Genomic DNA, 23,828 nt, shown 5'->3' with positions numbered 1-23,828 from the left:
GACGCTAAAGCGTTATCCGCTTAGCGCGACATCATATTCATGCTGACGTTATGCAACACCCACAACGTCCCGCCAACCACGATAACAGCGGTCAGCACGGTGAACGCAAACGCCGTCACGTTCCAGCGCTGCGACGACGACGTGTTCATGTGCAGGAAGAACACCAGATGCACGAGGATCTGCACGACCGCGAGACCCGCGATCGCGAGCAACGCGCTCTGGCCCGTCAACGTGCCGGTCATCACGATCGCGAAGGCCGCGACGGTCAGAATGACGGAGAGCACGAAGCCCGCCGTATAGCTGCCGAAGCTGCCGTGACCGCCTTCCGAGTGTGCGCCATGGGCGCTATGACTATGGTCCATTTAGATCACGCTCGCAAGATAGACAAAGGTGAAAACGCCGATCCACACGACGTCGAGGAAGTGCCAGAAAAGGCTCAGGCACGTCAGACGGATCATGTCGCGTTCGGTCAGGTCGCGATGACGCATCACCTGCAGCGCCAGCACGACCATCCAGATCAGGCCGAACGTCACGTGCAGGCCGTGCGTGCCGACCAGCGTGAAGAACGACGACAGGAACGCGCTGCGGCTCGGACCCGCGCCTTCGGCGATCAGGTGCGAGAACTCGCGCATTTCCAGCACGAGGAACGCGAGGCCCAGCAGGAACGTCACGCCGAGCCAGCCGAGCAGCACGCCCTTGCGGTTCTTGTGCGCGCCGAGCATCGCGAAGCCGTACGTGATACTCGAGAGCAGCAGCATCGTCGTTTCAAGTGCGACGCCCGGAATCTCGAACAGGTCCTTGCCGCTTGGACCGCCCGCGAACTGGTGGCTCATCACCGCGAACACCGCGAACAGCGCCGCGAAGAGGATGCAGTCGGTCATCAGGTACAGCCAGAAACCGAACACCGAGTGCGACGGCACGTGGTCCGGCGCGAGTTGCGGCTCAACCGCAATAGTCTTCTGTAACATCAGTCCACCTCCAGCGCGACCTGCTTGCCGGCGCTTGCGCCGACACCGGCCACGGCACCAGCACCGCCGTTGCGATTCTCTTCAATCAGCGCAACAGTGTCGGCAGGAATGTAATAGCCGTCGTTGTCCATGAAGCTGTAGATGATCACGGTGGCGATCGCGCCGACCGCGCCAACGATCGCAAGCCACCAGATGTGCCACACACCGGCAAAACCGAGCACCAGCGAGAACAGACCCACCAACAGACCCGCGGACGTATTCGACGGCATGTGAATGTCGCGATACACCGGCACTTTCACACCGCCCTTGCGCGACTTCATTTCGGTGAACGCGTCGAGCGAGCGGACGTCCGGAATGTGCGCGAAGTTATAGGCCGGCGGCGGCGAGCTCGTCGCCCATTCCAGCGTATGACCGTCCCACGGATCGCCCGTGAGGTCGCGGTTTTCCGGCAGGTTGCGATCGCGGATGCTGACGACCAGTTGCAGCAGCTGGCAAGCGATACCGATTGCGATCAGCACCGCGCCAAACGCGGCGGCGATCAGCCACGGATGCCATGCCGGGTTGTCGTAGTGGTTCAGACGACGCGTCATGCCCATGAAGCCGAGCACGTACAGCGGCGTGAACGCAACCCAGAAGCCAACCTGCCAGAACCAGAACGCGGCCTTGCCGATCTTCTCGTTCAGCTTGAAGCCGAACGCCTTCGGGAACCAGTAGTTGAAGCCGGCCAGATAGCCGAACAGCACGCCACCGATAATTACGTTATGGAAGTGAGCGATCAGGAACAGGCTGTTGTGCAGCATGAAGTCCGCGCCCGGAATCGCCAGCATCACACCGGTCATACCGCCGATCGTGAAAGTGATGATGAAGCCGATCGTCCACAGAACCGGCGTCGTGAATTTCAGACGGCCCTTGTAGATCGTAAACAGCCAGTTGAACACTTTGACGCCGGTCGGAATCGAAATCACCATCGTCGCGATGCCGAAGAACGCGTTCACGTCCGCGCCCGAACCCATCGTGAAGAAGTGGTGCAGCCACACGAGGAACGACAGCACCATGATCGCGCAGGTCGCCCATACCATCGTCTTGTAGCCGAACAGCGGCTTTTTAGCGAAGGTCGCGACGACTTCCGAGAAGATACCGAACGCCGGCAGGATCAGGATGTACACCTCGGGGTGACCCCATGCCCAGATCAGGTTCAGGTACAGCATCGCGTTGCCGCCGGCATCGTTCGTGAAGAAGTGCATGCCGAGGTAGCGGTCGAGACCGAGCAGCGCGAGCGTGACGGTCAGGATCGGGAACGACGCCATGATCAGCACGTTCGCGCACAACGAGGTCCACGTGAACACCGGCACCTTCATCCACGACATGCCCGGAGCGCGCATCTTCACGATCGTCACGAAGAAGTTCACACCGGTCAGCAACGTGCCGATACCGGAGATCTGCAGGCTCCACAGGTAATAGTCGACGCCTACACCAGGGCTGAACTGCAATTCCGACAACGGCGGATAAGCGAGCCAGCCCGTCTGTGCGAATTCACCGATCACCAGCGAGATGTTGATCAGGATCGCGCTGACTGCCGTCATCCAGAAGCTCAGCGAGTTGATGAACGGGAACGCGACGTCGCGCGCGCCGATCTGCAGCGGCACGACGATGTTCATCAAACCGATCATGAACGCCATCGCCATGAAGAAGATCATGATGACGCCGTGCGCGGTGAAGACCTGGTCGTAGTGATGCGGTGGCAAAAAGCCCGGGCTCAGGTACGACAGCGCCAGCTGCATACGCATCATGATCGCGTCGGCGAAGCCGCGCAGCAGCATGATGAACGCAACGACGATGTACATGACACCGATCTTCTTATGGTCGACGGACGTCAGCCATTCGCTCCACAAGTAGCGCCATTTGCCGAAATACGTGATCCCGGCGAGCACCGCCAGCGCGGCGAGCACCATCCCGCCGCCCGCCGTAACGATGATGGGCTCGTGATACGGAATCGCATCGAGAGTTAGTTTTCCGAACATGAGTTACCCCTTAGGCGCGCAGTTGGCGTCTTTCATGTTGTCGATGACGTTGCCGTTGTTGTAGCGGGCAATGATGTTGTTGAAGAGCTTCGGATCGACGGTCGAGAAGTACCGCACCGGGTCCTTTTCGCTCGGCTCGGACACCGCGTGATAGCGGTCCATGTCGAGGCGGTCCGACGAAGCGCGGACCTTCGCAACCCAGGCATTGAAGTCTTCAGGCGACGTCGCGAGCGTGCGGAACTTCATGTCCGAGAAGCCCTTGCCGCTGAAGTTTGCCGAGGTGCCCGCGTAGTCGCCGGCGTGATCGGCGATCAGGTGCAGGCGCGTCTGCATGCCCGCCATCGCGTAGATCTGGCCGCCCAGCTGCGGGATGAAGAACGAGTTCATCACCGTGTCCGACGTGATCCGGAAGTTCACCGGCGTGCCGACCGGGATCGCGAGCTGATTCACCGACGCGATGCCGAGGTCCGGATAAATGAACAGCCACTTCCAGTCGAGCGCGACGACTTCGACGTTGATCGGTTTGACCTGCGACTCGAGCGGACGATACGGATCGAGCTCATGCGTGCTCTTCCACGTCAACACGGCGAGAAACAAAATGATCAGCGCCGGAATGGTCCAGACGGCGACTTCGATCGCGGTGGAATGCGTCCAACCCGGACGGTATTCGGCGTTGCTGTTCGATGCGCGGTAACGCCACGCGAAAAACAGTGTCATCAGAATGACCGGCACCACGACGATCAGCATGGCCCACACCGAAGTCGCGATCAGATCACGCTCCGCGAGTCCCACACTCCCCTTCGGATTCAGAATATCGAGGTTGCTGCAACCCGAAAGCAGCAACATTAGGCTGGCGGAAATGAAACTTGCCGGCCTTCTCAGCGTCCGTCCTTTCATATCCACTGCCTCGTTTTTTTGACTTCAACGAACGTCATTCGACGGCTCTCCATTAATAAGCGCTCGCATAATAGGGGGGCATCGGATGCTAATAAACACTCGATTTAGCAACGAACTATTGCGTCGCGACGCAGTGCGACACGTTGCCGCATTTCCCCGCGCACCCTATTCACCAGCGTCGTTTGCGACGCTTCGAAACGAAGCATCGAAAAGCTGACGCATCGCAAAAGTCCCCTGAAATAAGCGCTAAAAATCGCTGGACGCGCAGCGGTTTTCGACGTACTGCAACACGCATGCATTCACAAAGGGATTGATAACGACGCGCAAAAGCGCAAGAGCGTCGCCGAATCCTGACGCGCGGATGCGACAACGACTCTGGCGCTCTGTTCTTTTAACCCGGAGTCTGCGTGGCGACGGGAGCGGGTCCGGGCGCCGCTGCCTGCAGATGCTCGCCGCCTTCCGTCGGCACGGAGTCCGAAGGCAACGCCGAGCGTTCCGATTGCGCGAGCAGCGTGCCGACCGACGGATCGATCGCATCGGTGAACGGCTTCGGGTCGAGACCGATCGCGAGCACCAGCAGCGCCAACGCACCGAGCAGCGCGAACTCGCGCTTGCCGAGGTCCTTCAGCTTCGCCACGCGCGCGTTGGCGATCACACCGAAGATCACGCGCTTGTACATCCACAGCGTGTAGGCCGCGCTCAGGATCAGGGTGGTCGCGGCGATCGCACCGATCCAGAAGTTGAAGCGGATCGCGCCCATCAGCACCATGAATTCGCCGACGAAACCCGACGTGCCCGGCAGACCGATGTTGGCCATCGAGAACAGCATCACGAAAGCGGCAAAGCGCGGCATCGTGTTGGCGACGCCGCCGTATTCGGCGATCGACGCGGATTTCGTGCGGTCGTAGAGCATGCCGGTGCACAACAGCATCGCGCCGGACACCACGCCGTACGAGATCATCTGCACGATTGCGCCGGACTGGCCGAAGCGGTTGAAGACGAACAGACCGAGCGTGACGAGGCCCATATGCGCGACCGTCGAATACGCGAGCAGGCGGCGCATGTCGGTCTGCACGAGTGCGAGCAGGCTCGAATAGATCACCGCGACGAGCGACAGCGTGATCATCATCGGCGCGAAGAAATGGCTCGCTTGCGGCGCGATCGGCAGCGCGAAACGCAGCAGACCGTAACCGCCGATCTTCAGCATGCCGATCATCACCGCGGCGCCCGTCGGGCCGTCGAGGTGCACGTCGGGCAGCCACGTGTGCAGCGGCCACATCGGCACCTTCACGCCGAACGCGGCAAGGAAGCCGAGGAAGATCAGCGCCTGCGGCACCATGTCGAGGTGCGCTTCGCGCCACACGGCGAGGTCGAAGCTATGCGTCTGGCTATACAGGTAGAGCAGCGACATCAGCATCATCAGCGAGCCGAGGAACGACACGAAGAAGAACTTCACCGCCGCATACGTGCGGTTCTTGTGACCGTAGGTGCCGATCAGCAGATACAGCGGGATCAGCGTCGCCTCGAACGCAATGAAGAACATCATGCCGTCGAGGGACGTGAACACACCCTGCATGAAGCCCGACAGCATCAGGAACGCGCCGAAGTACTGCGCGGTGCGCTGCGTGATCGACTCCCACGATGCGATCACGATGATGATCGTCGTCAGCGCGGTCAGCGCGACCAGCCACAGCGAAATCCCGTCGATTCCCACATGCCATGCGATATCGAACGTCGGCGACCAGCGGACGTTCTCGACGAACTGCATCGAGGTCACGTCGTTACGGAAACTCGCCACGAGCGGGATCACCGGCAAGAAACCCGCCACCGCGCCGATCAGCGCGAGCCAGCGCGTGCGATTACGCGCCGCGTCCGACCCGGCGCGCAGAACCACGAACCCGGCGACGATGGGGATCCAGATGAGAAGACTTAGGAGAGGCAATGGCATGTGCTCTGTCAAAACTTGAAGTACAAAACGCCGCGTCAACGCCCCTGAAACAAGCAGACATTGAAATGGAAATGTAAGTTGGAGTTCGCTGAAATTGACGCGTGGAGGGGTTTCCCGCTACACGTTTACCCGCAGCCGACTACCAAGGGTGGGAGATTACCAAGATAAGAATAATTTTGCATCGCAACAGCCGCGAAATCCGCGCCACAATACATTGTTGCGACGTGGGCGCTTGCAAAATGCATCGAAATGTGCGCTTGCACATTGTTACAAAGGGGTCGTTAGGCCTTGGCAGTTTGGCAGCAAAAGCTGGCAATTAGCCGGAGGTTGGCCGCTGTTAGACATCCGCTGTATATGGGGCTGGTTCGACTGGAACGGATCGTGCTCTCGAGTGCTTTTTGACGGTCGGGCACGAGCGGCAACCAAACAAAAATTTGCCTCGTCGGCGATAAAAAAATTTTTGTGCGGGCGGTCTAAACCGACCGGCGAGGAGGTCACTAGCGGTGCCGCGCGCCTCGATCAAGGTGCGCTGAAACTGTTCCGCCCCAGGCGCACGAATCTTCCGTTTTCCTTACACAGACCAGCGCCGCGCCATGGTAACTGCTGCAGAAACTCGCGCGGCGAGGCACACTCAATTCGCGCAGCGGGCTCCCCTCGCCCGACTCCTTTCCCGGACCTCCTCGCATGGCGCTTCGTGACGACGTCGTACCCGCACTCGAATGCCGCGGCCTGAGCAAGCGGTACGGCACCGGCCGCATCGTGCTCGCGCAGCTCGACTTCACACTCGCTGCGGGCGAGTTCGTTGCGATCATGGGCGACTCGGGCGTCGGCAAGTCGACATTGCTCAACCTGATCGCCGGGCTCGACCGCGCCGATAGCGGCAGCGTGCTAATCGACGGACGCCCGGTCGAACAACTCGACGACAACGCCGCGACGCGACTACGGCGCCAGAAGCTCGGCTTCGTGTTCCAGGCGTTTCACGTGCTGCCGCATCTGACGCTCGCGCAGAACGTCGCGCTGCCGCTGCTGCTCAATGATCTACCGACGGCCGCCGCGCTCGACATGCTCGCGGCGGTCGGCCTCGGCGGACGCGGCGACGACTTTCCGCGCGATCTCTCCGGCGGCGAGTTGCAGCGTGTAGCCATTGCACGCGCACTCGTGCATCGTCCGACGCTGCTTCTCGCCGACGAACCGACCGGCAACCTCGACCCTGCCACCGCGCGCGACGTGCTCGGCCTGTTCCGCGCGCAAAGCAAGGCGACCGGCGCGGCGACGATCATGGTCACGCATTCGGAGGCCGCGGCCGCCGTGGCGGACCGCGTGTTGATCCTCAGCGACGGCGACTTGCATGGCGCGCGCGATAAGGCCGCGAACGTCGCGCACGCCGCGGCCCGCTCGACCCACGATGGCCGTTGACCTTCGTCCACTGCCGCGCGCGCCGGGATATCGTGTTCTCGCGCGCTGGCTGATGGTCGCGGAATGGCGCAGTCATCGCGGACGCGCACTCGTCGCCATCGCGACGATCGCGCTAGGCGTCGCGCTCGGCTACGCGGTGCAATTGATCAACAGCGCCGCCTTCAACGAATTCTCGGCGGCCGCGCGCAGTCTGTCAGGCGAAGCGGATCTGCAGGTGCGCGGCGCGCAGCCTTTCGTCGACGAGTCCCTCTATCCGCGACTCGCCAACGAACCGGGCGTGGTGCTGGCGAGTCCCGTGCTCGCGCTCGACGTCGCGGTGCCGGGCCGCACCGGTGCACTGCCCGTTCTCGGCATCGACGTCTTCAAGGCGAGGTCGATCACGCCCGATCTGATCGGCGTGCCCTCGCCCGATCGCCCGTTCGACACGCTCGCCTCCGATGCGATATTTCTGTCGACGGCCGCGCAGCAATGGCTGAACGTCAAGACCGGCGACGATGTCACGCTACGCAGCGGTACGTCGGATCTGCATCTGCGCGTCGCGGGCGGGCTCGTGCGCACGCGGCCGGGTCAACGGCTCGCGGTGATGGACATCGCCGCCGCGCAATGGCGATTCGGCAAGGTGGGCAAGTTGACGCGCGTTGACGTGCAACTCGCACGCGGCGTCGATCGGCAACGCTTCAAACGCGATCTGCAACAGCAGCTCGGCAGCACATGGGTAGTCGCCGAGACGCGCGACACTGAGAGCCGCACCGATCGCCTGTCGCGTGCTTACCGGATCAACATGAACGTACTCGCGCTGGTCGCGCTGTTCACGGGCGCGTTCCTCGTGTTTTCGACTCAGGCACTCGGCGTCGTGCGACGCCGATCGCAATTCGCGATGCTGCGCGTGCTCGGGCTCACGCGCGCTCAGCTATTGCGGCAGATCCTGCTTGAAGGCGCGCTGCTCGGGTTGCTCGGCTCGTTGTGTGGACTTGCGCTCGGCTACGCGATGGCCAGCGGTGCGCTGCGCTTCTTCGGCAGCGATCTCGGCGGTGGCTATTTTCCGGGCGTGCAACCGCGAGTCGGTTTCGAGCCGCTCGCGAGCGCGGTGTTTCTCGCGCTCGGGGTCGCGGTGTCGGTGTTGGGCAGCGTAGCGCCCGCTATCGACGCGGCGTGCGCACGGCCTGCCCCGGCACTCAAGGCCGGTGCCGAGGAAAGCGCATTGGCGCGGCTCGCCACGCCGTGGCCGGCGTTCGGCTGTTTGCTGGCGGCCGCCGCGCTGACGCGCGTGCCGCCGTGGTTCGATGCGCCGATCGCCGGTTATCTGGCGGTCGCGTTGCTGCTCGTCGGCGGCATTGCGCTGATGCCGCGCGTGACCGCGCTGATATTCGGCGCGGCAGGCCGCGCGCGCGGCACGCGACGCCGCGCGGGCGCGACGGGCACGCTCGCGATTGCGCGTCTCGCGAATGCGCCGGGGCAGGCGTCGATCGCGATGGGCGGCGTGCTGTCGAGCTTCGCGCTGATCGTCGCGATGGCGATCATGGTGGCCAGCTTCCGCGTGTCTGTCGACGACTGGATCACGCATCTGCTGTCCGCCGATCTGTATGTGCGCGTAGCGTCGGGCGGCAATAGCGGCGACAGTGGCGGCTTGCGGCCCGACGAACAGACGCGCATCGCGACGGTGCCCGGCATCGGCGACGCCGCGTTCGCGCGCATCACACATCTGACGCTCGATCCCGCGCGCCCGGACGTCGCGCTGCTCGCCCGCGAAATCGACGCGAACGATCCGGGCGCGACTCTGCAGATGACCGGCGCGGTGCTGCCGCCGTCCGCGCTTCGCGCCGGCGACATACCTATTTGGGTTTCCGAAGCAATGATCGACCTGTATGGGTATGAGCTAGGTCAACGTGTGCGGTTGTCGCTCGGCGAGCATGGCCAGACGTTCGTCGTAGCCGGCGTCTGGCGCGACTACGCGCGGCAGAGCGGCGCGATCCAGATACGGCTTGCCGATTATCGGCGGCTGACCGGCGACTCCACCGCAACCGATGTCGCCGTGACCGTCGAGCCGGGCGTGACTGTCGAACGCGTCGTCGCAAGTTTGAAGGCGCTGCCGTTCGGCGCTTCGCTCGAGGTGTCGCAACCGGGCGAGATCCGTGCGCGCACGCTGGTGATCTTCGATCGCAGTTTCGCGGTCACGTATCTGCTCGAGGCGGTGGCGATCGTGATCGGATTGTTCGGCGTCGCAGCGACGTTTTCCGCGCAGACGCTCGCGCGCGCCCGTGAGTTCGGGATGTTGCGCCACGTCGGGGTGACGCGCGCGCAGATTCTCGCGATCCTCGCTTCGGAGGGCGGTCTGCTCACCGCATGCGGCATTGCGCTCGGTTTCGCGCTTGGTTTCGCGATCAGCCTGATTCTCGTGTTCGTCGTCAATCCACAGTCGTTTCACTGGAACATGTCGCTGCATGTACCGTGGTTCGTGCTGGGCACAGTCGCGTTGGTAATGCTGGTGCTGTCGTGTACGACGGCGGTGGTCGCGGGACGCGGCGCGGTGTCGGTGGATGCAGTGCGCGCGGTGAAGGAGGACTGGTGATGCCAGCTGCGCGGCGTGCGTGGAAAATGCGGTTGATCTGGGATAGCGCGGCCATTCGCGAGGTTTGCTCTGCGCTTGATGGCTGCGCGACGTGCATCGCGCGCCGACACGGCGGGTCACCTCCGCGGCGCCTTCAGCTTTTTTTCCGAGGGCTACTTTGGATTGGCATAGCCGCTGTGTCGCCCTCTTTCGCCGCTAGTAGCGACTCCACTGGATCCACCCCGGTCGCCTTCGCGGCAGTCACGCCAGACCATCCGATCTCGTTTCCGCGGGACAGCGGTGCTCATCCGGCTTTCCGCACCGAATGGTGGTACGCGACAGGCTGGCTCACGACGCCCGACAACCGACCGCTCGGATTCCAGATCACGTTCTTCCGTACGGCGACTGGTCACGATGCCGCCGATCCAAGCGATTTCGCCCCGTCGCAACTGATCATCGCGCACGCTGCGCTGAGCGATCCGGCCATCGGACACCTCGTTCACGATCAACGCATCGCTCGAGAGGGTCTCGGGCTCGCCTACGCGAAGACCGCCAACACCGACGTCAAACTCGACGCCTGGAAAATGATTCGCGCCGCGGACGGCCACTACGACGTCACCGCCGATGCAAGTGGATTCTCGCTACACCTCCAACTCACGCCAACGCAGCCTCCGCTGATTCAGGGCGAGCGCGGTTACTCGCGCAAAGGACCGCGGCCCGAACAGGCGAGCTATTACTACAGCGAACCGCAACTCCGCGTGACGGGCACTGTGGTGCGCCCAGCCGGAGGTGGAAACGACACGACGCGCGATGCAGCAGTGACGGGGACCGCATGGCTCGATCACGAGTGGTCGAGCACGTTGCTCGACGCCAATGCGGTCGGATGGGATTGGCTCGGCGCCAATTTGACGGACGGCTCGGCGCTAATGGCATTCAAGATCCGCAGCCGCGACGGACATGCAATATGGGCCCACGCGACGCTTCGCAGACCCGATGGTCAGGTAACGAATTTCGACCCCGGTGAAGTCGACTTCACGCCGCGTCGCATGTGGCGCTCGCCGCACACGAATACTTCGTATCCGGTCTCGATGACGGTTAGAGCGGGAACGCTGACATGGCGACTCGATCCGCTGATGGACGATCAGGAACTCGACTCACGACAGTCGACCGGTGCCGTGTACTGGGAAGGCGCGGTACGGGTGAGTCAACAGAATGCGGATGTAGGGCGAGCCTATCTGGAACTGACGGGTTACGCGGATGCGTTGCGGATCGGAAAGTAGTGAAGCGCGCAGAGTCGGCCGCGTAAACGCAAAAACCCCACCGCGGCGGGTGGGGTTTCTGACTGGAGGGGAGCCTGACGATTACCTACTTTCACACGGGCAATCCGCACTATCATCGGCGTGGAGTCGTTTCACGGTCCTGTTCGGGATGGGAAGGGGTGGGACCGACTCGCTATGGTCATCAGGCATGACGGGTTGCTGCGTCGCAGGGTTGGAGTCAACCGCTTGCGCCACAGCCAATCGGGAAGAAGCGTAAAGGATTCGAGTGTGGGGGTTGTGTTGTTTCTGGCACAACACTGAATCCCAACCGTGCGTTTCTGTTGGCTCCCGCGGGAGTTCACACCAATCCCCTTCGGGGATCGGACCGGCGTAAGTGCTCAAGCACTAACGCGGGTCGAGACACACCTGTTATAGGATCAAGCCTTACGGGCAATTAGTATCAGTTAGCTCAGTACATTACTGTACGTGCACACCTGACCTATCAACGTCCTGGTCTTGAACGACCCTTCAAGGGGCTCGAAGCCCCGGGGATATCTCATCTTAAGGCGAGTTTCCCGCTTAGATGCTTTCAGCGGTTATCTCTTCCGAACATAGCTACCCGGCGATGCCACTGGCGTGACAACCGGTACACCAGAGGTTCGTCCACTCCGGTCCTCTCGTACTAGGAGCAGCCCCCTTCAAATATCCAGCGCCCACGGCAGATAGGGACCAAACTGTCTCACGACGTTTTAAACCCAGCTCACGTACCTCTTTAAATGGCGAACAGCCATACCCTTGGGACCGGCTACAGCCCCAGGATGAGATGAGCCGACATCGAGGTGCCAAACACCGCCGTCGATATGAACTCTTGGGCGGTATCAGCCTGTTATCCCCAGAGTACCTTTTATCCGTTGAGCGATGGCCCTTCCATACAGAACCACCGGATCACTATGACCTGCTTTCGCACCTGTTCGACTTGTCAGTCTCACAGTCAAGCACGCTTATGCCATTGCACTATCAGCACGATTTCCGACCGTACCTAGCGTACCTTCGTACTCCTCCGTTACACTTTGGGAGGAGACCGCCCCAGTCAAACTGCCTACCATGCACTGTCCCCGACCCGGATCACGGGCCAAGGTTAGAACCTCAAACAGATCAGGGTGGTATTTCAAGGACGGCTCCATTGAGACTGGCGTCCCAACTTCATAGCCTCCCACCTATCCTACACAGACCGGTTCAAAGTCCAATGCAAAGCTACAGTAAAGGTTCATGGGGTCTTTCCGTCTAGCCGCGGGGAGATTGCATCATCACAAACACTTCAACTTCGCTGAGTCTCGGGAGGAGACAGTGTGGCCATCGTTACGCCATTCGTGCAGGTCGGAACTTACCCGACAAGGAATTTCGCTACCTTAGGACCGTTATAGTTACGGCCGCCGTTTACCGGGACTTCAATCAGGAGCTTGCACCCCATCATTTAATCTTCCGGCACCGGGCAGGCGTCACACCCTATACGTCCACTTTCGTGTTTGCAGAGTGCTGTGTTTTTATTAAACAGTCGCAGCCACCAGTTTATTGCAACCCTTTCACCCTTCTGGCGCAGGCCAGTCAGGCTATGAGGGCGTACCTTATCCCGAAGTTACGGTACCAATTTGCCGAGTTCCTTCTCCCGAGTTCTCTCAAGCGCCTTAGAATACTCATCTCGCCCACCTGTGTCGGTTTGCGGTACGGTCACTGTGAAACTGAAGCTTAGAGGCTTTTCCTGGAACCCCTTCCAGTTGCTTCGTCGCCTAGGCGACTCGCCTCGCACCCTTGAATTGCGCGCCCGGATTTGCCAAAGCGCCTTCTCCAATGCAAGGACCGGGACTTCCAACACCCGGACAACCTTCCGCGATCCGTCCCCCCATCGCATTTCACAATGGTGCAGAAATATTAATCTGCTTCCCATCAGCTACGCATTTCTGCCTCGCCTTAGGGGCCGACTCACCCTACGCCGATGAACGTTGCGTAGGAAACCTTGGGCTTACGGCGAGGGGGCCTTTCACCCCCTTTATCGCTACTCATGTCAGCATTCGCACTTCCGATACCTCCAGCACACTTTCCAGTGCACCTTCGCAGGCTTACGGAACGCTCTCCTACCATGCACATTACTGTGCATCCGCAGCTTCGGTATATGGCTTAGCCCCGTTACATCTTCCGCGCAGGACGACTCGATCAGTGAGCTATTACGCTTTCTTTAAAGGGTGGCTGCTTCTAAGCCAACCTCCTGACTGTTTTAGCCTTCCCACTTCGTTTCCCACTTAGCCATATTTGGGGACCTTAGCTGGCGGTCTGGGTTGTTTCCCTCTTGACACCGGACGTTAGCACCCGATGTCTGTCTCCCGTGATTGCACTCTTCGGTATTCGGAGTTTGCTATGGCGTAGTAATCCGCAATGGACCCCACAACCATGACAGTGCTCTACCCCCGAAGGTGACACACGAGGCACTACCTAAATAGTTTTCGGAGAGAACCAGCTATTTCCAGGTTTGTTTAGCCTTTCACCCCTATCCACAGCTCATCCCCTAACTTTTCAACGTTAGTGGGTTCGGTCCTCCAGCACGTGTTACCGTGCCTTCAACCTGGCCATGGATAGATCACCTGGTTTCGGGTCTACACCCAGCGACTGGACGCCCTGTTCGGACTCGCTTTCGCTACGCCTGCCCTAATCGGTTAAGCTCGCCACTGAATGTAAGTCGCTGACCCATTATACAAAAGGTACGCCGTCACCCCGCTTTAAGCGCTCTCGCGCTTAAATCCACTTCAAGCGCGCAGTGGTCATGTTTCAGACTTGATGTCTTTTGACGCATTCATTTCATGAATGCGCCGAAAGCGCTTAAAGCGGGGCTCCGACTGTTTGTATGCATGCGGTTTCAGGATCTGTTTCACTCCCCTCCCGGGGTTCTTTTCGCCTTTCCCTCACGGTACTGGTTCACTATCGGTCGATCACGAGTATTTAGCCTTGGAGGATGGTCCCCCCATCTTCAGACAGGATTTCACGTGTCCCGCCCTACTTCTCGTACACCCAGTTCTTCCATGCTGTTTTCGTCTACAGGGCTATCACCTGCTATGGCCGCACTTTCCAGAGCGTTCGACTAACAATACGGATAACGTGTACCGGCTGATCCCATTTCGCTCGCCACTACTCTGGGAATCTCGGTTGATTTCTTTTCCTGCGGTTACTTAGATGTTTCAGTTCACCGCGTTCGCTTCACGTAGCCTATGGATTCAGCTACGGATACTCCATTAGGAGTGGGTTTCCCCATTCGGACATCTCCGGATCAATGCTCGTTTGCCAGCTCCCCGGAGCTTTTCGCAGGCTACCGCGTCCTTCATCGCCTGTGATCGCCAAGGCATCCACCACATGCACTTGTTCGCTTGACCCTATAACGGGTGTGTCTCTGTGTCGACCCACGTTAGCGCTTTAGCGCTTACGTGGGTCCCATCCCCGGAGGGGATAGACGCACTCGCTACAGGTTGAGTATTCGTGTTGCGCCGTATTCCAAAGCAATCTTTCGATCACCTTTAAAATACATCGATACAATCACAACCCTGATTCACCTACTCGGCACCCATCTCCAGGCGCCTTTCGTGAATCTCTTTACTACTTCTTCCTGATTGTTAAAGAACGGCAGCCGGTATGAAGCCTGTGCCTCATACCGCTCTGACTGGCTCAATCGCCAATGCGCAACGCTCTGCCTTCATGCAGAACCCTGCGCATTGAGGATTGGTGGAGGATGACGGGATCGAACCGACGACCCCCTGCTTGCAAAGCAGGTGCTCTCCCAGCTGAGCTAATCCCCCAGTCCCACAGATATTCCAGCGGCCCCAGCCCTTCAGCTCACCAGACAAGACCGTGGTGGGTCTGGATGGATTCGAACCATCGACCCCCGCCTTATCAAGACGGTGCTCTAACCGGCTGAGCTACAGACCCCTGAAGTCTGTCTGCGTTGCTTCTAACCACAGCCGATAAGCGTGAGCACTTGAGTGCAATGAATGCACAGCTCTGGAAAGGAGGTGATCCAGCCGCACCTTCCGATACGGCTACCTTGTTACGACTTCACCCCAGTCATGAATCCTACCGTGGTGACCGTCCTCCTTGCGGTTAGACTAGCCACTTCTGGTAAAACCCACTCCCATGGTGTGACGGGCGGTGTGTACAAGACCCGGGAACGTATTCACCGCGGCATGCTGATCCGCGATTACTAGCGATTCCAGCTTCACGCACCCGAGTTGCAGAGTGCGATCCGGACTACGATCGGTTTTCTGGGATTGGCTCCACCTCGCGGCTTGGCAACCCTCTGTTCCGACCATTGTATGACGTGTGAAGCCCTACCCATAAGGGCCATGAGGACTTGACGTCATCCCCACCTTCCTCCGGTTTGTCACCGGCAGTCTCCCTGGAGTGCTCTTGCGTAGCAACTAGGGACAAGGGTTGCGCTCGTTGCGGGACTTAACCCAACATCTCACGACACGAGCTGACGACAGCCATGCAGCACCTGTGTTATGGCTCCCTTTCGGGCACTCCCGCCTCTCGGCAGGATTCCATACATGTCAAGGGTAGGTAAGGTTTTTCGCGTTGCATCGAATTAATCCACATCATCCACCGCTTGTGCGGGTCCCCGTCAATTCCTTTGAGTTTTAATCTTGCGACCGTACTCCCCAGGCGGTCAACTTCACGCGTTAGCTACGTTACCAAGCCAATGAAGGCCCGACAACCAGTTGACATCGTTTAGGGCGTGGACTACCAGGGTATCTAATCCTGTTTGCTCCCCACGCTTTCGTGCATGAGCGTCAGTATTGGCCCAGGGGGCTGCCTTCGCCATCGGTGTTCCTCCACATCTCTACGCATTTCACTGCTACACGTGGAATTCCACCCCCCTCTGCCATACTCCAGCGCTGCAGTCACCAATGCAGTTCCCAGGTTAAGCCCGGGGATTTCACATCGGTCTTACAGCACCGCCTGCGCACGCTTTACGCCCAGTAATTCCGATTAACGCTCGCACCCTACGTATTACCGCGGCTGCTGGCACGTAGTTAGCCGGTGCTTATTCTTCCGGTACCGTCATCCCTCACGGATATTAGCCACGAGGTTTTCTTTCCGGACAAAAGTGCTTTACAACCCGAAGGCCTTCTTCACACACGCGGCATTGCTGGATCAGGCTTGCGCCCATTGTCCAAAATTCCCCACTGCTGCCTCCCGTAGGAGTCTGGGCCGTGTCTCAGTCCCAGTGTGGCTGGTCGTCCTCTCAGACCAGCTACAGATCGTCGGCTTGGTAGGCCTTTACCCCACCAACTACCTAATCTGCCATCGGCCGCCCCTTGAGCGCGAGGTCCCGAAAGATCCCCCGCTTTCCTCTCCCGAGCGTATGCGGTATTAATCCGGCTTTCGCCGGGCTATCCCCCACTCCAGGACACGTTCCGATGTATTACTCACCCGTTCGCCACTCGCCACCAGACCGAAGTCCGTGCTGCCGTTCGACTTGCATGTGTAAGGCATGCCGCCAGCGTTCAATCTGAGCCAGGATCAAACTCTTCAGTTCAAACCTGTTACTGTGTTCGGGCTCTCTCGAACCCGGTCGCTCACTCAACGTACTGACGATGATTGATCCGTCTTTCGACAGACAAACCTTCCTCTAATACTGTGTGAGGCTTCTGATACTTCTGCCTGACAGCAGACTCCGGAGAATCCGCCGCCGCATTCCGCATCAAGCGCCCACACTTATCGACTGTTAGTTTTTAAAGATCGGTCCGCCAAACCCGCCGCGCCTGAACCACCTGAACCACCACTACCCGGCACCGCTTCGTTTGCGTCGCTGCGTCTGCAGCAGAGAAGCGAGATTATGGAGAACGGTCGACAACACGTCAATACCCTTCTCACAATTTATTTTGAGAGCAAAGACTGCCATCTCCATCGCATTGCCGCCAGCCCTCAAAAGAGTCAACTCTGGCCAGACCAAGAAATCAGCGAAAATAGTTAGTCATCCAATTCAACCCGCCGAAGTCCTGATACCGACAAAACAAAGTAGTCCGAGCGCGGCTCGAACTCACCACCGCTCCCCAAATTAAAGTTCTACCCTTCCCCGCCGTCAATCAGATCATCCCGCCACTTAAATTAGCTGCCGACTATGGACAATCTCGTCGACGCACGCGTCGAGGACACCCAGCCCGCCGCGGCATCCCCGATGCTCGAGCCTGATACGGTGCCGGTAGGCACGCCGCTCCCATGGCCGATCGTCGATGCCGACGGCACGCTGCTCTTCGCAAGCGCGACGACGCTCGCGACCACCGACGAGCGCGCCTTTCTGTTTCAACACTTCCGCCCGCAACGCGGCGACCTGTTCGACCTCGGCGCACAACAACCGCCGGCGCCAACCGCCCAGCCTGACCACGCCGGTGAGTTGACGCTGAAGGACATGCACCTCGAGATCGGCGCATTGATCGGCATGCGTTCGCAACTCGGCAACGGCGCGCCGATGCAACCTTGCCGCATCATCGGTTTCGCGCCGAATCATGCGCTGTTCGTCACGCCGCCGATGCAGCAGGGCCAACCGCTGCCGCTCACGCCCGGCGAGAACGTCGAGGTCGTCGCGATCGCGAGTCAGGCCGTGTTCCGTTTCGTCTGCACGGTCGAAGCGGTCTGCCGCGTGCCGTTCGACTATGCCGTGTTGTCGAGGCCCGGTATGGTCCGCCGGCTCCGTGAGCGCAAATCGATCCGCGTCCATGCGCACCTGCCCGTGCGGTTTGGCATCGGCGGGAGCGGTGACACTTACGAAGGCCTTGGACTCGCCAAGGGCATCAGCGCGCTCGGCATGTCGTTGAGTGCGTCATGGACACTGGGCGAAGTCGGCGAGCGGCTGCGCATCGCGTTCCGGCTGAAGTCGGCCGAATACGATTCACAGATCGAGACGACGGCAGTGATCCGCAACGTTCAGAAGGGCAAAACGCCTGGCGAGCCGTCCATGCATGGGCTAGAACTGGATCAACTCGATTCCGTTCAACAAATGGCGATGAAGGTGTTCGTGTTCGATCGTCAGGAGGATGTGCAGCACTGGTCCAACGGACTGAAATAAGCGGTCCGGCCACAAAAGCAACGCGCGTGCGGACACAGCAGCGTCGACCTCGCTGCGCACACATCGATCAGCCGAGCAACTCTTCCGGCGTCAACCGCCGCGCTCCCCAGGCATTGGCGAGCACCTCGCAACGACCGAGCCGTATCGCACCACGCTCGAAATCGACGAACACGACTTCATCGACGTCGGCCGGCCGCGCGGGTTCGTCGCTCGTGCGGCCGTCGGTCAGAATCCATAACCAGCGCTGCTGGGCCGGCCGTCGCCGCGCGCAGCGTTCGAGCAGTTGCGCGGCGCGGCGCACGCCCGACGCGAGCGGCGAACCGCCGCCTCCGCCCACGGGCGCGAGCCATCGCTCATTCCACCAGCGCGGCACGGCGGGGCCGAAGCGCACATCCGCTCCCGCACCGCCGAAGCAGATCAGCGCAGCCTCGGCGCGCATCGCACTCGCACGGTCGAACAAGGCAGTCAGTAGACCCTTCGCGAACGCGAGGCGTTGGCCCGCCAGCATCGACCCGGAGCAATCGAGCACGAAGCAATGCAGCACACCGCCACGCGGCACTTCCCGTACGAAGCGCAGATGCTCACGACGCAAGGTGTGCTCGCGCATCGCGGCGAGCGTCGGTGGCCATGCAATGCGCCTGCCCGGTTCGCCGCCCGACGTGTCGCGCGAATCCGCCCCCACGCCTTGTCGCCATCGAAAACCGCTGCGCGAGTCAGCGGCGGCGCCTTTCCGATGGCTCAGCGTTTTTTTGCGTCGAGCGCAATGACGCCTTTGACAGGCAAAGCCGCGGCCGGCTCGGGCGGCAGGTAGCCCCAGTCGGAGTCGGCGGACGGTGTCGTGGATCCAGCCGTATCGCCAGACGCACCCTCAGCGAGGTCCCGTGCCGGCGCCTCGCTTTCTGGCCGGCGCTGATTCGCATGTTGCGAATCATGCTGACGCCGCCGATGAAGCAGCACCGGATCGGCAACGCGCTCCACATGTCGCACCGTCACCGCACCTGCCCGTTCGAATGCGGCCAGCGCGCGCGCCGCGCGCAGCATCACGAGGTCGGCGCGCAGGCCGTCGACGGCCGCGTCGATGCATAGCGCGCTCACGCGCGCATGGACGGCGTCATCGAACGACAGCAGCGGCAGCGCCGCGCGCGCCGAGCGAATTCGCTGCACGTATGAAGCTTGCTGCTCCGCGTGAGCGGTACGAAACCCAGCGGGATCGAGATCGAACGCGAACCGCGCTTTGACGATCGCCTGCCGCACCTGCGGCTCGAACGCGTTCTGCAACTCCACCATCAGACCGAAGCGGTCGATCAATTGCGGCCGCAACTCGCCCTCTTCGGGATTCATCGTGCCGATCAGCACGAAGCTCGCGTCATGACTATGCGACACGCCATCGCGTTCGACGGTATTCACGCCGCTCGCCGCCGCATCGAGCAACGCATCGACGAGCGCATCGGGCAGCAGATTGACTTCGTCGACGTACAGCACGCCGCGATGCGCCTTCGCGAGCAGCCCCGGCGAGAAGCGCACCGAGCCGTCGCGCAACACGCTTTCGATATCGAGCGTGCCGATCAGACGATCCTCGCTCGCGCCAAGCGGCAGATTCACGAGCTCTCCCTCCGGCAGCAGTTCGGCAAGCGCGCGCGCGGCAGTCGACTTCGCAGTGCCACGCGGTCCGCTGATCAATACGCCGCCCAAGCCCGGGTCGATCGCCGCGAGCACCAGCGCCTGCTGCAACGAGGCCTGGCCGATCAGCGCCGCAAACGGAAAAACGGGCCGCGCCGCCGTACCCGATACACAGGCTGAGCAACCTGCGTCGTCCGCTCCTCGCATCGCTCCATTCATGTTTGTCTTCCTTCGATCTGCTGTTCGCTCGCCAGCAGATGCGTTTCCACCTGCGCGCGATAGTCACCCGGCTGCTGCCACAGCCCCCGCTGCATCGCCTCGAGCAAACGCTCGCAGATCGAATGCAGCGCATGCGGATTGTGCCGTTGCATGAACGCGCGCGTATCGGCGTCATTCAGATAAGCATCGGCGACGAGCGCGTATTGATGATCCGCGATCACGCGCGCGGTCGCGTCGTAGCCATACAGATAATCGACGGTCGCGGCGATCTCGGCCGCGCCCTTGTAGCCGTGGCGCTTCACGCCGTCGAGCCATTTCGGATTGACCACGCGCGAGCGGATCACGCGCGCGATCTCCTCCTGCAACGTCCGCACGCGCGGCGCGGCCGGATTGCTGTGATCCGCGTGATAGACGCGCGGCTGCTGACCTGCCAGATGCCGCACCGCCGCGACCATGCCGCCCTGAAACTGGTAGTAGTCGTTCGAATCGAGCACGTCGTGCTCGCGGTTGTCCTGGTTCTGCAGCACGAGGTCCATCGCTGCGAGGCGCGTGCCAAACGCTTGATGCGCTTCCTCGCCCGCGCTCTTCTGCGCGTACGCATATCCGCCCCACGCCTGATACGCGTTCGCGAGATCGGCGTCGGTCTGCCATTGGCGCGAGTCGATCATCTGCTGCAGACCCGCGCCGTACGTGCCCGGCCGCGCGCTGAACACGCGCCAGCCGGCGCGCTTGCGCGCTTCGACCGGGTCCATGCCGCGCGCGATCAACGCATCGCGTTCGCGCTGCACGCGCGCGCGAATCGGATTCAGCTCCGCGGGCTCGTCGAGTTCGGCAACCGCTTGCACGGCCGCATCGAACAGATGCATCACGTTCGCGAACGCATCGCGAAAGAAACCGGATACGCGCAACGTGACGTCGATACGCGGCCGGTCGAACGCGTCGATCGGCATGATCTCGAAGTCCGTCACACGGTGGCTGCCCGGCGCCCATTTCGGCCGCACGCCGAGCAGCGCGAGCGCCTGCGCGATATCGTCGCCGCCGGTGCGCATCGTCGCGGTGCCCCAAACCGACAGGCCGATCGCGCGGGGATAATCGCCGTGCTCCTGCAGATGCCGCTCGATCAGTTGCTGCGCCGATTTCAGGCCGAGTGCCCACGCGGCTTGCGTCGGCACCGCGCGCGTGTCGACCGAATAGAAGTTGCGGCCGGTGGGCAGCACGTCGGGCCGACCGCGCGACGGCGAACCGCTCGGACCTGGCGGCACGAATCGTCCTTCGAGGCCGCGTTTCAGCTGCGTCATTTCCTGCGGGCCGCAGGCGTCGAGACGCGGCAGCACGTCGTCGCGCAGGCGTGCGATCACCTGTGCCGCTTGCGGCAGACTTTCGTCGGCTACGGGGACGGCCTGCGAACGATCCGCGTCATCGCAATCGACACCGCAGACGCCGCGCAACAGCTCGCCCGCGAGCAACTCCAACCGCTCGCGCGTGTCGCCGTAATGTCGCCACGGCGCATCGCTGACCCGCTGCAATACCTCGGGTCGCGGGCCGTCCCATGCGGCGGCCCAATCCACCGTCAACGGGTCGAACCGATGATCGATGCGCAGATCGCGCGCCAGCGCGTCGACGAGCCCCGCCTTGCCGCCCTGCCCATCGCCGACCGGAAAGCGCCCGAGCGCAAGCAGCGTGTCGCGCCGCTGCACGCCGCGCGGCGACTGCCCGAACGTATGCAGGCCATCGCGAATCTGCGCTTCCTTCAGCTCGCACAGCCACGCATCGACGCGTGTGAGCAGCGCGTCTTCATCGTCCTGTCGGTTCGGCGCCGCGAGACTCAGCTCTTCGTGCAACCGATGCTCGACGATCGTCGTCAGAATCGTGCGACGCAAGAGCTTCGCGCGACGCGAATCGACCATCAATGCTTCGTAGTATTCGTCGACCTGGCGTTCGAGGTCCTGCAGCGGCCCATAGTTTTCGGCGCGTGTAAGCGGTGGCATCAGATGATCGATGATCACCGCCTGCGCGCGCCGCTTCGCCTGGCTGCCCTCGCCCGGATCGTTGACGATGAACGGATACAGATGCGGCATCGGTCCGAGAATCAGATCGGGCCAGCACGCGTCGCTCAAGGCGACGCTTTTGCCCGGCAGCCATTCCAGGTTGCCGTGCTTGCCGACGTGCACGACCGCGTCGATGCCGAACTGATGGCGCAGCCAGAAATAGAACGCGAGGTATGCGTGCGGCGGTACGAGCTCCGCATCGTGATAGCTCGCGTAGTCGCCGTGCTCGCGCGAACGCGCAGGTTGAATGCCGACGAACACCCGGCCGCAGCGCCAGCCGGCGATCATGAAGCGGCCGCGCCGCAGCGTGGGGTCCTGCTCGGGCTTGCCCCAGCGCGCGTTCAACGCGTCGCGCACGCTCGCCGGCAACGCGTTGAACTGCGCGAGATAGTCGTCGAGTGCGAGGCTTTGCAGGGCCGGACGCAGATCGCGTACGACCGGATCGTTGGTCACGCCTTCGGTCAGCCTGTTCAACAACGCGTCGCCGTTTTCGGGTAATTCGCCGACACGATAACCTTCATCGCGCAGCATCGACAGAATGCCGACCACCGACGCCGGCGTATCGAGCCCGACGCCATTGCCGATGCGCCCTTCGCTCATCGGATAGTTGGCGAGAATCAACGCGACTTTCTTGTCGGCGTTATCGAGCGAACGCAAACGGCACCAGCGCCGGCTCAGCTCGGCGAGAAAGCGCACCCGTTCGAGGTCGGGCTGATAGCGGACCACGTCGACCTGCGTATGCGCACAGCGATACGCGAGCCCCTTGAAGCTGATCGCGCGCGTGATGATGCGCCCGTCCACTTCGGGCAGCGCGATATGCATCGCGATGTCGCGCGAATTGAGGCCGTGGTTGTCCTTCAGCCAGTCTTCGCGATTGCCGCCGCTCAGGATTACCTGGAACACCGGCGCGTCGCCGGCGAGCGCGAGCGGCTCCGGATCGTCGATCGCGGACGCGGCGAACGCGGTCGTGTTCAGCACGAGCGCGACACAATGTTGCGCGCACAGCGACTGCACGACATCGCGGCTCACCGCATCCTTCAGCGACGTGATCGCGAGCGGCAGCGGATTGAGCCCTTGCGCTTCGAGCGCGTCGATCAGCGCATCGAACACCGCGGTATTGGCGGCCTGCAGATGCGCCTTGTAGAACAGAATCGCGACGACCGGCGCGTCTTGCCGCCAACGCGCCTGCCAGTCGGCGACGATGGGGGTATCGCGCTCGGGGTGATACAGCGACGCGGCCGGCAACGCGCGCGGCGGATCGGGTTCGCGCCCCCAATCGAGCGCGCGATACGCGATGCAGCGCAAAAACGCCTCGGCGTTCTGCGGACCGCCCTCGCGCAGATAGCGCCACAGCTGCTGACACAACTCGGCGCTCGCGGTGCTGCGCGCGAGCAGGTTCGGGTCTTCCTGCAGATCGCCGGAAAACATCGCGAGTGTTTGCTGTTTGCGCTGCGCGAGCGCGACCACCTGCTCGATGCCGTACGGCCAATACGTTTCGCCGCCGAGATGATCGACGACGACCACGCGCGCATGCTGCAACACGTCGTCCAGATAGAAATCGACCGAGGCAGGCTGACGCAGATACGTGACGTTCGCGAGCCGCACGCTCGGAAAGCCGTCGCCGAGACGCGGCACCACGCTCGCGAGCAGCGACAGCGTGGTGTCGGCGGAACTGAGCACGACGATCTCGGCGGGCTGCTGATCGATGCGGATCACGCCCTGCGTATCGTCGACGAAGCCGCCCGGCGTCGTGCGCAGCAGATGCATGCTGGTGCG

The 23,828-nt window shown here is 61.6% G+C and carries 12 protein-coding genes, 2 tRNA genes and 3 rRNA genes; 4 read left to right on the top strand and 13 right to left on the bottom strand.

Annotated features, from left to right (window positions below):
- Positions 1–20: 20 nt before the first annotated feature.
- The 5 genes from cyoD to OKW29_RS11765 form a co-directional block, all read right to left on the bottom strand.
- Positions 21–362, bottom strand: coding sequence for a cytochrome o ubiquinol oxidase subunit IV (gene cyoD / locus OKW29_RS11785; RefSeq protein WP_429291153.1), 342 nt, complete (start codon positions 360–362; stop codon positions 21–23).
- On the bottom strand, positions 363–968 hold the full coding sequence (gene cyoC / locus OKW29_RS11780) for a cytochrome o ubiquinol oxidase subunit III (protein WP_429291152.1): 606 nt from the start codon (positions 966–968) through the stop codon (positions 363–365). It lies immediately after the preceding gene.
- The gene (gene cyoB, locus OKW29_RS11775; protein ID WP_429291151.1) at positions 968–2,989 is read right to left on the bottom strand and encodes a cytochrome o ubiquinol oxidase subunit I; all 2,022 of its coding nucleotides are present in this window, start codon (positions 2,987–2,989) and stop codon (positions 968–970) included. Before cyoB ends, cyoC begins: the two co-directional genes overlap by 1 nt.
- Positions 2,990–2,992: 3 nt before the next feature.
- A complete protein-coding gene (gene cyoA / locus OKW29_RS11770; protein WP_429291150.1) occupies positions 2,993–3,886 on the bottom strand; it encodes a ubiquinol oxidase subunit II in 894 nt (297 codons plus the stop codon).
- 391 nt (positions 3,887–4,277) lie between these two features.
- Positions 4,278–5,834 carry an NADH-quinone oxidoreductase subunit M gene (locus OKW29_RS11765; RefSeq protein WP_429291149.1) on the bottom strand — a complete coding sequence of 519 codons (1,557 nt, stop codon included), beginning with the start codon at positions 5,832–5,834 and terminating at the stop codon, positions 4,278–4,280.
- A gap of 684 nt (positions 5,835–6,518) precedes the next feature.
- On the opposite strand from OKW29_RS11765, the gene OKW29_RS11760 reads away from it, so the two are divergent.
- From OKW29_RS11760 to OKW29_RS11750, 3 genes are read left to right on the top strand one after another with little or no spacing between them, the layout of a single operon-like run.
- The gene (locus OKW29_RS11760) at positions 6,519–7,250 is read left to right on the top strand and encodes an ABC transporter ATP-binding protein (protein ID WP_018425048.1); all 732 of its coding nucleotides are present in this window, start codon (positions 6,519–6,521) and stop codon (positions 7,248–7,250) included.
- On the top strand, positions 7,240–9,819 hold the full coding sequence (locus OKW29_RS11755) for an FtsX-like permease family protein (protein WP_429291148.1): 2,580 nt from the start codon (positions 7,240–7,242) through the stop codon (positions 9,817–9,819). Before OKW29_RS11760 ends, OKW29_RS11755 begins: the two co-directional genes overlap by 11 nt.
- 26 nt (positions 9,820–9,845) lie before the next feature.
- A complete protein-coding gene (locus tag OKW29_RS11750; protein WP_429292491.1) occupies positions 9,846–11,078 on the top strand; it encodes a lipocalin-like domain-containing protein in 1,233 nt (410 codons plus the stop codon).
- 72 nt (positions 11,079–11,150) lie between these two features.
- Here the strand turns inward: OKW29_RS11750 and rrf are convergent.
- The 5 genes from rrf to OKW29_RS11725 all read right to left on the bottom strand — a co-directional run bounded on the left by rrf (position 11,151) and on the right by OKW29_RS11725 (position 16,635).
- A 5S ribosomal RNA gene (rrf, locus tag OKW29_RS11745) occupies positions 11,151–11,264 on the bottom strand.
- A gap of 226 nt (positions 11,265–11,490) precedes the next feature.
- A 23S ribosomal RNA gene (locus tag OKW29_RS11740) occupies positions 11,491–14,476 on the bottom strand.
- Between the two features lie 344 nt (positions 14,477–14,820).
- Positions 14,821–14,896, bottom strand: a tRNA-Ala gene (locus OKW29_RS11735).
- Between the two features lie 53 nt (positions 14,897–14,949).
- Positions 14,950–15,026, bottom strand: a tRNA-Ile gene (locus tag OKW29_RS11730).
- A 76-nt stretch (positions 15,027–15,102) separates the two neighbouring features.
- A 16S ribosomal RNA gene (locus tag OKW29_RS11725) occupies positions 15,103–16,635 on the bottom strand.
- The 16S, 23S and 5S rRNA genes sit together here with 2 tRNA genes alongside, the layout of an rRNA operon.
- A 585-nt stretch (positions 16,636–17,220) precedes the next feature.
- Between OKW29_RS11725 and OKW29_RS11720 the strand changes: the two genes are divergently transcribed.
- Positions 17,221–18,165 (top strand): flagellar brake protein, encoded by a 945-nt coding sequence (locus OKW29_RS11720; RefSeq protein ID WP_429291147.1) that lies wholly within the window; start codon positions 17,221–17,223, stop codon positions 18,163–18,165.
- A gap of 67 nt (positions 18,166–18,232) precedes the next feature.
- Here the strand turns inward: OKW29_RS11720 and OKW29_RS11715 are convergent, their stop codons facing one another.
- Genes OKW29_RS11715 through cobN form a run of 3 tightly spaced genes read right to left on the bottom strand, consistent with a single transcriptional unit; the run spans position 18,233 to position 23,819 of the window.
- On the bottom strand, positions 18,233–18,847 hold the full coding sequence (locus OKW29_RS11715) for a vWA domain-containing protein (RefSeq protein WP_429291146.1): 615 nt from the start codon (positions 18,845–18,847) through the stop codon (positions 18,233–18,235).
- A 56-nt stretch (positions 18,848–18,903) separates the two neighbouring features.
- Positions 18,904–20,004, bottom strand: coding sequence for an ATP-binding protein (locus tag OKW29_RS11710; protein ID WP_429291145.1), 1,101 nt, complete (start codon positions 20,002–20,004; stop codon positions 18,904–18,906).
- Entirely contained in the window at positions 20,001–23,819 is a 3,819-nt protein-coding gene (gene cobN / locus OKW29_RS11705; RefSeq protein WP_429291144.1) for a cobaltochelatase subunit CobN, read from the bottom strand. Before cobN ends, OKW29_RS11710 begins: the two co-directional genes overlap by 4 nt.
- Positions 23,820–23,828 lie beyond the last annotated feature (9 nt).

Origin of the sequence: Paraburkholderia sp. CI3, from assembly GCF_050436505.1 — a bacterium.
GTDB classification, from domain to species: domain Bacteria; phylum Pseudomonadota; class Gammaproteobacteria; order Burkholderiales; family Burkholderiaceae; genus Paraburkholderia; species Paraburkholderia tuberum.
Note: the sequence above shows the minus strand (reverse complement) of the source record. Positions and strands in the feature narration are given on the sequence as shown.